A 12,204-nucleotide genomic window follows, 5' to 3' on the forward strand; every position below is an offset into this window, starting at 1 on the left:
CGTGCAGACGGGGGCGCTGTCGCTTCCTAGCCGATGGCGCCGAGTCACTGTTGCATACTCGTCCGCCCCTGCCAAGAGATACTCGCCCATTTACCCGATGATCGTACCAGTTGAAACAATATTATTCACTACCCAATCTCCCCCGACTTTGACCAGACGCAAAAACGGGAGCATCTGCTCCCGTTTTTTTTCCATCACCCGCTCAAAAGCGGTGCCATTCAAACCTTGCCGGCGTTTTCCACCGGCTTGGCGTACATGGCGCGCCAGATGGCCTTGTGCTCTTGTGGCACCTCGGACTGACGAGTCAGGAAGGCACTCTGCTCTATGGTGCTGGCCTTGCCGGGCACATCCGCCGCGAGGTAGTTGCCTGGGAAGAGGCGATAGCTGCTCCAGATCGCCTTGTCGATGAGCGCCGCCAGCTCGTCTGGATCGCTGAAGCCCTCGGTGATGGGGGCGCCGAAGGAGACATGTACCCGCCCCTTCTGGCCGACGATGCCCGCGACGATACTCTCGATGTCCTCGAATTCGCCCTTCTCGTAGCTGCCGTTGACCGACTTCTCGTAGAGCTCGCGCGCCTTGGCCTTGTCGGTGGGATCCAGCTCGTAGCTGATGCTCACCGGCACGATGTTGAGGCTGCGCATGTAGTCGACGAACTCGATCTTCTGCTTCTTGCCGTCCACGTAGAACATCTTGAGGATGGCCGGATCGGTCTTGTCATCCCCGTCCTTGGCGCGCCCCTCCTTCTGGGCGATCCAGATGGAGTGCCCCTCGTGCACCGACTGGCCGATGTAGGCCGACAGCTCGCCGAGGGCCTTCATCATCTCCCGCGGCCCCTTGGCGGAGCGCTTGACGATGAAGCTCTTGTTGAGCTTCATCAGCTCGGTGGCGCAGGGCTTGCGCAGCAGGTTGTCGCCGATGGCGATGCGCACGGTATCGAACCCGTGGGTGTGCAGCCCCCAGTTGACGAACGCCGGATCCATGGCGATGTCCCTGTGGTTGGAGACGAACAGGTAGCCCTGCTCCTTCTTGAGGTGTTCGAGCCCGGAGAAGCTCACCCCCTGGGTGGAGGTGGCGATCATCCGGGTCATGTAGCGGGTCACCCCCATCTGTACCTGATGGATGGTGCTGACCTTGGCCCACTTGTGGCGCAGGAACTGGCGGATCAGCGGGCGAATGGCCCAACCCAGCCAGCTCATCAGGGAACCGAAGCGGTATTTGGCGATGGCGCCGATAAACTCGTCATCCTGGATCAGCCGCTCGATGGCAGCCGGTACTTCTTCATCGCGATAGGGGCGAATGTCCGCGAATCTATCTACTTCTGTCACAATGTCTGCCTTGCATGTATGGAGTCGCGGCCTGCGTCTGCCGGCCGGGAAAATTCAGGGCGCAATTTTACACGCTTTTATCCCCAGGGGTATGAGAGGCGTACAGATAGTGCGATCTTGCAGTGAAAAAGCGATGGCGGTCACCCGCCAGCCCCCCCTTTCGACAACGGCTCTGCTAGCCAGCGGGGTTGATGAGCGCGGTGAGGACGTGGTCCTCCCAGCGGCCGTTGATCATCAGATAGTCCCGAGCGTACCCCTCCTGCTCGAACCCCAGCCGTTCGAGGAGCGCGCCGCTTCGCAGGTTCGCGGGCATGTAGCTGGCCATGATGCGATGCAGGCCCAGCTCCCGGAACAGGTGATCGATGCCGGCGGCCACCACCTCCTGCATCAGGCCCTGCCCCTCATGCTCCTTGTCGATGGCATAGCCCAGGTGGCACGCCTTGAACATGCCCATCACAATGTTCGTGAAATTGCAGGTGGCGAGCACCCGCTCCCCCCTGGGATCGAGCGCCACCAGTTGCACGGCACTGCCCTCGAAATAGTGGCCGTAACCGTCGCGCAAGCGGGTCTGCCAGTGAGCCAGGGTGTAGAAGCTCTCCTCCCGCTTGGGCTCCCAGGGGGACAGGTGGGCGCGATTGCGCAGATAGAAATCCACCATCAGGCAGGCCCGCTCCGGGGTCAGCACGGTCAGCCGGGTACGGGGGGTGGCAATGTGTGGCAGCGTCGTCATCTCACCCTCAGGAGGTTGGAAGCGGACAGGAAGGTCATCAGAGATCCCTCAGCCTCAGCCACTCGTCCCGCAGCAGGCCGTAGTGCACATGATCCACCACCCTGTCCGCCAGCCGCTCCGCCCGCCGGGTGATCCCCTCCTGGGTCATTCCCAGCCGCTCGCACACGGCCCGGCTCGCCTCGTTCTCGAGGGCGGCGCTGATCTCTACCTTCTCCATCCCCATCTCCTCGAAGGCGTGATGGATCAAGGCCTGGCAGGCCCGGGTGATGATGCCGTGCCCCTGCCAGCGCTCCGCCAGCCAGTAGCCGATGGTCACCTTGCTGAGATCCTGATCGATCTGGTTGTAACCGATGACGCCGACCACCTCCCCCTGATACTCGATGGCCGTGGTCAGCCCCTCCCCCCGGGCAAACTTCTCGATGGAGTGGCGAATGAAGGTGGCGCTGTCGGCGGGCTGCTGGATGTGGGGCACCCAGGGCAGCCACTGGGAGAGGTAATCGCGGTTGCGCTGGCAGAGGCGAAACAGCTCGCTGGCCATGTCGGGTTGCAGGAACAGGAGCGCCAGCTCGTCATCCAGTTGCCATGAAAACATCGCCACTCCTCCCCGGTTCCGCTCCGGCCACCTGCCGTCATGGGAGCCAATGTAGTCAATCAATCCCTTGTTTGCCAAGGACTTTTCAACCGGCTTCCCCGCTGGCAACCCCCATATGGCGATCCCCATGCGGGCACCTTGCCCCCAGGTCATCAATCACCCCTCGCAGCGGTTCAACATGCTGCCATTACCAGTATTTGTGGATGATTGGCGCTGTAAAAGTGAATCGTGCTACCTGTTTTCGCTGCCCTGTGACAAATGACAGGCCGTTATTTTCCCCCTTCCCACTAGTGTAAGAGCGCCGGGCAACGGACCCGGCGTGTAATCTTCATCGACTAAGGAAAGACGAGATGAACAAAGTCTATTTGGCCGTCATGCTGGCCTGCTGGGGAAGCGCCGCCATGGCGGCAGAACAGGTGGAAGTGAACCAGGTCTCGGACCTGGCCGGTGCGGTGAGTGGCGCCGCCAAGATTGGCGCCCTTGGCGCCGGGGATGGCGAGTTTCGCAAGGTGCGGGCGGTGACGCTGCCCAATGGCCAGCAGCGGATACGCTATGAGCAGACCTGGCAGGGGATTCCGGTGTGGGGCCAGGTCCTGGTGGCCGATCAGGCGCTGGGGGGCCAGGTCAATCAGGTGTCCGGCACCATGCTGCGCAAGATCGATGCCGACCTGACGGGCCCGGCCGTTGCCCTCTCCGCCAGCGACGCCGCACGCCAGGCTCGCAGCGGTGCCAAGGGGAGCAACGAACAGGTCAAGCTGTTCGTGATGCAGGATGAGACCGGCCAGGCCAGACTGGTCTATCTGGTCTCCTGGCTTGCCGCCAGCAAGGAACCGAGCCGCCCCTTCGTGATGATCGACGCCCAGACCGGCAGCGAGCTCAAACGCTGGGAGGGGATCAACCACAAGGACGCTACCGGCCCGGGGGGCAACGTCAAGACCGGCAAGTATTTCTACGGCGCCGACTTTGGTCCCCTTCAGGTGGATGACAACTGCCGCATGACGGGGACCAACGTGGACACCCTCAACATGAATCACGGCACCACGGGGGGCACCATCCACCAGTTCACCTGCCCGGAGAACACGGTCAAGGAGATCAACGGTGCCTATTCCCCTCTCAACGATGCCCACTACTTCGGCAACGTGGTGTTCGACATGTACCGCAACTGGTACAACACGGCGCCGCTGAGCTTCAAGCTCAAGATGCGGGTGCACTACAGCCGCAACTACGAGAACGCCTTCTGGGACGGCAGCCAGATGACCTTCGGCGACGGGGCCACCACCTTCTATCCGCTGGTGAGCCTGGATGTGGCGGCCCACGAGGTGAGCCATGGCTTCACCGAGCAGAACTCAGGACTGGTCTACTCCGGTCAGTCCGGCGGCATCAACGAGGCCTTCTCCGACATGGCGGGGGAAGCGGCCGAATACTACATGAAGGGCAGCAACGACTGGCTGGTGGGGGCCCAGATCTTCAAGGGCAACGGCTCCTTGCGCTACTTCGAGGACCCGGCCCGGGACGGCAAGTCCATCGGCCACGCCAGCGATTACTATGACGGCATCGACGTGCACCACAGTTCCGGGGTCTACAACCGCGCCTTCTACCTGCTGGCCAACACCAGCGGCTGGCAAACCCGCAAGGCGTTCGAGGTGTTCGTGCTGGCCAACCGCCTCTACTGGGGCCCCAACACCACCTTCGATCAGGGGGCGTGCGGGGTGACCAGGGCCGCCACGGATCTCGGCTACAGCGTGAGCGACGTGGCAGCCGCCTTCACCGCCGTCGGGGTCAATGCCACCTGCGGCGGCACCACGCCCCAACCGGGCAGCGTGCTGCAAAACGGGGTACCGGTGAGCAATCTCACCGCCGCCAAGGGGGGCAAGCTGAACTTCACCGTCGAGGTGCCCGCCGGCAGAAGCCAGCTGGTGGTGACCAGCAGCGGCGGCAGCGGGGATGCGGATCTCTACGTGAAGTTCGGCAGCGCGCCGACCGCCAGCAGCTATGACTGCCGCCCCTACAAGAGCGGCAATGCCGAAACCTGTACCCTGAACGCCCCCAAGGCGGGGACCTGGCACGTGCAGCTGAGCGGGTTCAGCGCCTTCTCCGGCGTCACCCTCAAGGCCAGCTACTGAGTCTGAGCGGGCATCAAGGGGAATTAGCGAAGAGCGCCGGCCTGGTCCGGCGCTTTTTTATGTCCGCTTGCCCGACCAGCGCCGGGCCAGGGTACGGGCCGCCTCCAGCACCCGCTCCTTGGCGGGATTGGGGCGCTTGCCGCTGCGCCAGGCCATCATCACATCCCAGTGATCCGGTGGCAGATCCACCACGTCCAGCTTCACCAGGCGACCGAACTCCAGATCCCGGGTGATGGCGAGCGCCGGCATCAGGGTGATGAAGCCGTGCTCCAGCGCCAGCTCCCGCGCCGCACTCGCTGGCTGGATGGCGTGCAGCGGGCTCGCCACCTGGCGCAGCAAACGCAACTGCAGGATCAGCTCGTCGCAGCCCGTCCCCCACTGCTGGGGCGCCAGCCGCTCGTTGGCAATGTCCTGCAGGGTCAGCCCTTGCCGCCCGGCCAGCGGGTGGGTGGCGCAGGCCACGGCGATGATCGGGGAACGGTAAAGCAGTTCGAGCTGGATGCCCGCGATGGCAGGGCACTTGAGAATGAAGCCCACGTCGGTCTCGCCGGTCAGCAACTCCTGCATGATGATGCCAGAGTGATCCGTGTTGCAGCGGATCTCGAAGGTCTCGTCCACCAGGGCCAGCAGCAGGGGGCCGAACACCGCCGTGGTCAGGGAGGGGAGGCAGGAAAGCCGGATCCGCGGCAATGCAGGCGCCCCCTGCATCGCCAGCCGCCCCCCTTCCAGTGCGCTCAGGGCCGCAGTCGCGGCAGGCAGAAACTGCTCGCAGGCCGGGGTCGGGGTGGCCCCCCGACGATGGCGACGGAACAGGGACTGACCCAGCTCCTGCTCCAGCACGGCAATGCGCTGGCTCACCATGGGTTGTGACCAGCCGCGAATGGCGGCCACCTTGCTGAAGCTGCCACGGTTGGCCACATCCAGCAGCAGTTGCAAATCGTCGAGGGTCATAGCCATAACCAAATCCAATATGAAATATAGCCAGTTGTCGGCTACCACTATATCTGGAGCCCCACCAGAATAGCAGCATCAATCGTCATGAATCGGCTGAACGCCACCGAGCCAGGGAGTTGTCATCCCCTTGGCTCTGTTTGGTGACGGCGCCGTTCGGGCAAGAAAGACAACAATATCAGCGAAGCAAACAGAGGTATCAGGGTCATGGTGGATCGGGCGAGGCGGTTGGGGCGGTGGTTCTTGGCATTGGATTCCCTGCTGGTGATCCTGGGCTTCTTCGTGGTGATGCCCATGATCAGCCTGCGCTTCGTCGACCAACTGGGCTGGGCCGCCGGTGTGGTGGGACTGGCACTGGGGCTGCGTCAGCTTACCCAGCAAGGGCTGGGGGTCTTTGGCGGCTCCCTCGCCGACAAGTTCGGGGCGCGCCCCCTCATCGTCTGCGGCATGCTGCTGCGGGCGCTGGGGTTTGCCAGCCTGGCCTATGCCCAGAGCGGATTGGAACTGATCCTCTCCTGCATCATCTCGGGGCTGGGTGGCTGCCTGTTCGATCCCCCCCGCGCCGCCCTGGTGATCAAGTTCACCCGGCCACGGGAGCGGGGTCGCTACATCTCCCTGCTGATGATGCTGGAGAGCGCCGGTGCCGTGGTGGGGGCCCTGCTCGGCAGCTGGCTACTCAACTTCGACTTCGAGTATGTCTGCCTGCTGGGGGCCGGCCTGTTCGTCTGCGCTGCCCTGTGCAACCTGCTCATCCTGCCCCCCTACAAGCTCTCGGTGCGCCCGACCCCGATCCGAGACGGCCTGGGCCAGGTGCTGGCGGACAAGGCGTTCTGCCGGCTGGTGCTGATCCTGAGCGGCTACTACGCCCTCTGGGTTCAGGTGATGCTGATCTTCCCCATCCTGGTCAAACAGATGGCAGGCAGCACCACCGCGGTGGGCTGGATGTATACCCTGGAGACGGCCATCTCCCTGGCCCTGCTCTACCCGCTGGCCCGCTACGGCGAGCGCCACTTCAAGCTGGAGAATCGCCTGATGGCGGGGGTGCTGCTGATGACCACGGGGATCGGGCTGGTGGCCTTTGCCACCACCTTGCCCGCCGTCTTTCTGCTGCTCGCCTGCTTCTACCTCGGCATCGTCATCGCCGAGCCGGCGCGGGAGACCCTGATGACCAAGCTCGCGCAGCCCGGTGCGCGCGGCAGCTACATGGGGTTCAGCCGCCTGGGGCTGGCGCTCGGGGGCATGACGGGTTACGTGGGGGGCGGCGCCCTGCACGACTACGCCATGGCCCAGGGGCAACCCTGGTTACCCTGGCTGGTGCTCGGCACCGTCGGTGTCACCACCTTGCTGCTGCTGGCCAACTGCTTCCAGCGCGGCTCCCGCCTGGCAGGGGTCAACGCCTGATCCTCTGGCAATCATCCCGTCTACCCCGGGCGCCCTTCTCTTGAAGGGCGCCCTTTTTTATCTTCTTCTTGCATTGCCCTCCCCCTCGTCTGCGCCCATCCACCCAAAAATCCCCCATAAAAAAAGCGGCAGATTGCTCTGCCGCTTTTGTTTTTCTACTGTCTGTTCGTTTTAGCCATGAGGCTTGTCGATCACCAATATGTTACGCAACATGTAATCGAGCACCTGCTCGGTCGTAGTATTAGAACCGCCCGTCAGGCTGTCGAAGGTATGATTCATCAACACAATCTCTTGAGTTGATGAGGTAGCACTATTGTCTTCTCTGATAAACAGATGCACACCATCGCCCCCCTGAATAACAGAGAGTAGAGAAGTCAGGTCATTCTGATTGTGAGAATCAAGTAAATCACTCAAGTCCAGCTTGTCTCCTTCCAAACGGTTAATGGTGCCTGACCCCTTGTTGAAGTCCATAATGTAATCCGTAGCTACGGCTCCTGATACCGTATCCCACTGATTCCAGACGAAAGTATCTAAGCCGCCGTCACCACGCATTACATCGTTGCCGAGCCCGCCGATTAGGATATCGTTTCCCAGACCGCCGCGCAGTGCATCGTTGTGACTGCCGCCATCGATATAGTCGTCACCGGTACCGCCAAACAGGATATCCGAACCTGACTGCCCGTAGATCTTGTCATTGCCGCTACCGCCATTGACCACATCCGCTTTACTACTACTGACATCAACACTCAGCAACAGACCGTCGCCATCGAGCATGGCATCTGTGCCAGACAAGCTGCCTGTCATGATGTGATGAGCCTTAAGCTGATTTACCGTCAGTTGCAACGAATCGTCGGTACCGAATCCATCAGCCCCAGTTTTGCCTGCATAAATCACATCATTGCCGCTGCCGGTTTCGATATGGTCATTACCTGCACCGCTGCTGACGATCTGGTCGGCACTTCCCTTGTTGTAGCTAGTACCGGTATGTATATGGTCGGTGCCGCCGTTACTGGTAGTGACTTCGCCCAGCAGATTACCGCCGAAGGAAACATCAAGACGGTCAGGATTAGCCGCTCTCTCGCCATTGCGTACCACGATAGCGTCGTTGAGGTCAGTACCATCTACCGTCAGCGGAAGATGAATCGGAACCCCGTTGCTGTCGACCGGGTTAACGCTGATGGTCAAGGAGCTGTTGGTGGTATCGCCATCACCATCGCGCATGCTGTAGCTGAACACCTCGCGTGCATCTGCCGGGATCTGGCTGCCATTCTTGGTGACCTGATAGGTATAGGCACCGTTGGCCAGAATGGTCAGAACCCCGTACAAACCGACTACCTGGGTACCCGCACCATTGGTATAGGTGGTCGAACTGCTGCCGACCCCGTAGCCAATGACACTCAGACCACCATCAGCACCGGCAAGATCGTTGGCCAGCACATTACCTGTGGTCTGTGGCCGCTGATAACCAGACCCTTCAACCAACTTGACGATCAGATCGAAGCTGTTGCTGGCATTTTCGTTGGTGTAGATAGTCTTCACCACATTGCCATTCGTATCGCGGAAACCTAGCACCTCAAGAGTGTAAGCCTTACCTTCAAAGTTGAATCTGGCGGTCGTGTTACCGATAGAGATGATGTCCCTTGAATCAGACCAACTATTATTCGGAGTTTCGTTGTGATTGAAGTTGATGGTTACTGTCACCGGGGTCATCCTCCCCATTGAATCCATAACAGAAAAAGTGACCTCCATCGTTGCAGCACTGATAGCATCGTAATTTATCGGATTGTTGTAGTGGGTGAATGTGCCCAACTTGATCTCTTCATTGATCGGAATTGAACTATTCAACGCGGCATCATTGTCCATGAAGCCGTAACCCGATGGATTATTGCCTCCCCCCCACCGAATTTGATCCTTACCTGGGTTAATGTCATTGGAGTCACGAACTTTCACATCCGAACCACCACGCCAACTTACCCAGTTAGCATCAACACCCGAGACTAGGAACGAATCAACAACCACATTAACTTTGGCATCATCAACTACAGCAACCGGCACATCATCACGCACGGCGACATCGAAAGAGCCGGTAGTTGTATCGGAGCCAGCTTTGCTCACCTCATAGTTCACGGTGAGACGCAGCTCATCCTGACTGTTCAATATGTTGCTTTGACCATCTACAAGGTGGCTAAGCGGCTTGAGCAGAGTAAAGGTGTAGCTCGGTGGATTGGCACTGTTATCCACCGTCACGGTAAAGGCCACATTGGCGGGGTTGTTGCCAAAGTATCCTTTGAGCCCGGCGCCATCCTGAACAACATTGACCGGCTGACCATCAATACCCGTCACCCCGCTCAGACCCGTGATGCCAACCAGTTTGAGTTGTACGCCAGAGACATTGCCACCACTGCCATCCGTCACCTGCAGCGACTGAGTCACAGAAAGCGGACCGCTAGCAGGCATCCCCACAGGCTCAGGCAAGTGTGCATTTCCGCCAGACAAACCATCCTCATCAACCAGACCACTGCCCAGTCGCACAGAGAGATCGTTGTCAGTAATGGTTCCGGCTCCGGTCGCACTACCTACTGTCAGAGTCAAGGTTTCAGTCTGTTCTACCAGCTTGTCATTCACTGTCGGTACTGACACGGTAAAGCTCGTCACACCGGCTGGTACTGAGATTTTGCCTGTGCTGCTGTTATAGGTAACACCGTGACTGAACTGCAGAGTTCCCCAGTCAGAGTTAGAGGCAGCATGAGTACCACTGCCCGCGATTGAGAGGCTGTACTCAGTCGCTACATTAGTCGCACCACTCAAGGTCACAACATGCTGCAAGGTAGCCCCTTCAACCACAGTGGCACTCGATACGCCGGTTACATCAGGGCGCGCCAGCGGGTTGACAGCAAAGCTGCCTTGCGAGCCGTCACCGTCCCGATCATAGGCGTTGAAGGTGAAGTCGATGTCGCCATCACCAACCGGGCGCTGCATCTCTGCATACTGGAAGAATTCCCACTTGCCCGTTGCAGGCGTGAATTGCATCTTGAAGATCAAGCTGCCATCACTGGCCTTGCCAACCATGCTGTTGGCACCTTCTGCTGTAATGGTAATTGCCAGACCAGCTGCAGTTTTCAGACCCGTTTCAACGGTGCCGGTAAGCAGCTCCAGACGCCCTTTACCATCAGCTCCCCATTGCGGTGCCACTGTCCCCGAGCCATAGGCAATTGCCTGCGGAGTAGAGGAGCCAAGGAACTCGATAGACTTGACGGTAAAGTCGCTGTTGTCTTCGGTATTGATGTTGCCGTTATTGGTCGCCTTGATCACCATGGTATCGAAACCACCCTGCTGCACCTGGAAGTTCTGGTTGAACTCTCCGTCCGCTGCATCCGAGCTGAATGAAAGTGTGTAAATCAATACGTTGCCTCGGTAGAACTCCACGACCCCGCTCTCCAGCTCGCCACCAAACATCTTGCTGAACTTGATGTTGGCGCCGTAGGCAACCTTGCCCTTATCCAGCGTGACAATCAGTCGCTCGGATACGGAAGAGCCATCAGCAAAGTGGCGGAAGTCAATCTCGTTGGCGAGGTTGTGGTAAGGCGCAGCACCGCTTTTCACACCCAGCCCCGAGCTGGAGCCGTTGACATCCGCCGTTACCAGTGAGGAATCGGTTGCCGACTTGAAGCCCTGGGCGCTGATGGTAAAACCCGCCATGTTCAGGGTGCGCTTGTTGTCACTGTACTTGGTCAGGTCGAAGAACCCGGTCAGCACGTTCGGAATATCGGTCTTCACCACGGAAACGACATCGCTGTTGCCGGCAATGGGGGAGTCGTCCTCGACGCTGACATCCAGCGTGTCCTTGGTGACGCCGCTGCCATCGGAGACCTCCACATCCAGCTGGAACGACAACTTGTCTTCCTGGGTGGTATCAGCATGATCGAGCGGCTCCTTGAGGGTCACCTCATAGGTCCAGTCCCCCTTGCCACTGACATTGAGGGCGGTCAGCTTGACCTCGACCACCGCCTTGTAATCGGCGCCGTCAATCGCCCCCTTGTAGCCGACCAGCGTCTTGCTGCCCGCATCCCAGCTCCACTGGACCTTGGCCCCACCGGACGTCAGCCCGGCCGGTCCGTTCAAGGAGATGCTGAGCGTGCTGCTGTCGATGTCGCCCACCGAGAGGGTACCGGACGCCTTGATGGCGTTGGTGGTATCCGGGTTGCCGACCGTGTCGGCAATACCGTTTGCCAGCCCCTCTTCGGAGACGACAGCCCCATTGGAGATGGTCAGCGTCGGCAGATCGTTGACCGCATCCACCTTGATGGTCACGGTTGCGGGACTCGCATCCACGGCGCCGTCGTTGTCTACCGCCGCATAGTTGAAGGTGGTGTTGCCGTTCCAGTTCGCATTCGGAGTGAAGGTGAGCTTGCCGGCGTCCGCCACCGCAATGCTCTGATCCACCGTCACAACCACCCCGTTCAGATAGAGGATGCCGTTGGCAGGCAGGCTCTTGATGGTGAAACTCACCACGTTGCCATCGATGTCGCTGCCACTGAGGGTCGGAATGGCGATGCTGGCGGCATCTTCCTGACCGTTTGCCTGCTTGTTCGCCGTCTCCGGCGCTTCATTCAGGATCTGCGCGTTGTCGCTGCCCGGCAGGGAGACATTGCCCGCCTTGTCGGTCTGGGTCGCGGTCACCGTCAACGATGTTCCATTGCCAGGTGTCGCCTCCGTCCAACTGATGGTGCCGTTCTGATAGCCGTAGCTCTTGCCATTGCTCGATTGCAGGGTGCCATCGGCTTTCAACGTCAGTTCAACCGTACTGCTGGCGACGCCATTGTTGATGATCAGCGTCACCTTGCCGCCTGCAACCAGATCAGCATGGCTGACCCCGGCATGCACCTGGATCTGATCGTTGCCGATCTCGGTCTTGGTCAGTATCTGGTCATTGTTGGCATCGTCCACGATAACCACGGTTGGGGCCGGGGAAGCTACGCTGTCCAGGATCGCCTGCTCGCTGTCCGTCGCCGGGTTGCCCGCCTTGTCAGTCACGTCCGCCTTCACGGTGAACGTGCCATCCGCCAGGCCGCTGGCCCCCAG

The 12,204-nt window shown here is 60.1% G+C and carries 7 protein-coding genes; 2 read left to right on the plus strand and 5 right to left on the minus strand.

The annotated features are described in order from the left end of the window. Positions 1-218: 218 nt before the first annotated feature. From PG892_RS13700 to PG892_RS13710, 3 genes are all read right to left on the minus strand, one after another. Positions 219-1,325, minus strand: a complete 1,107-nt coding sequence (locus PG892_RS13700) for a 1-acyl-sn-glycerol-3-phosphate acyltransferase (RefSeq protein WP_010675527.1) — start codon at positions 1,323-1,325, stop codon at positions 219-221. 175 nt (positions 1,326-1,500) lie between these two features. Then, positions 1,501-2,055 (minus strand): GNAT family N-acetyltransferase, encoded by a 555-nt coding sequence (locus PG892_RS13705; RefSeq protein ID WP_052815911.1) that lies wholly within the window; start codon positions 2,053-2,055, stop codon positions 1,501-1,503. Positions 2,056-2,092: 37 nt separating this feature from the next. After that, positions 2,093-2,647: a GNAT family N-acetyltransferase gene (locus PG892_RS13710; RefSeq protein WP_048206978.1), complete on the minus strand. Its 555-nt coding sequence runs from the start codon at positions 2,645-2,647 to the stop codon at positions 2,093-2,095. A gap of 350 nt (positions 2,648-2,997) precedes the next feature. Here PG892_RS13710 and PG892_RS13715 point away from each other — a divergent pair, with 350 nt between their 5' ends. Further along, the gene (locus tag PG892_RS13715) at positions 2,998-4,770 is read left to right on the plus strand and encodes a M4 family metallopeptidase (RefSeq protein ID WP_049636653.1); all 1,773 of its coding nucleotides are present in this window, start codon (positions 2,998-3,000) and stop codon (positions 4,768-4,770) included. 57 nt (positions 4,771-4,827) lie between these two features. On the opposite strand, the gene PG892_RS13720 is transcribed toward PG892_RS13715, so the two are convergent. Then, on the minus strand, positions 4,828-5,727 hold the full coding sequence (locus tag PG892_RS13720; RefSeq protein ID WP_029314793.1) for a LysR family transcriptional regulator: 900 nt from the start codon (positions 5,725-5,727) through the stop codon (positions 4,828-4,830). Positions 5,728-5,928: 201 nt separating this feature from the next. Here PG892_RS13720 and mdtH point away from each other — a divergent pair, with 201 nt between their 5' ends. After that, positions 5,929-7,122, plus strand: a complete 1,194-nt coding sequence (gene mdtH, locus PG892_RS13725; RefSeq protein WP_143237128.1) for a multidrug efflux MFS transporter MdtH — start codon at positions 5,929-5,931, stop codon at positions 7,120-7,122. A gap of 171 nt (positions 7,123-7,293) precedes the next feature. On the opposite strand, the gene PG892_RS13730 is transcribed toward mdtH, so the two are convergent. Beyond that, a complete protein-coding gene (locus PG892_RS13730) occupies positions 7,294-12,168 on the minus strand; it encodes a choice-of-anchor K domain-containing protein (protein ID WP_270825493.1) in 4,875 nt (1,624 codons plus the stop codon). Positions 12,169-12,204 lie beyond the last annotated feature (36 nt).

Origin of the sequence: Aeromonas sp. QDB68, from assembly GCF_027707405.1 — a bacterium.
GTDB lineage: Bacteria > Pseudomonadota > Gammaproteobacteria > Enterobacterales > Aeromonadaceae > Aeromonas > Aeromonas caviae.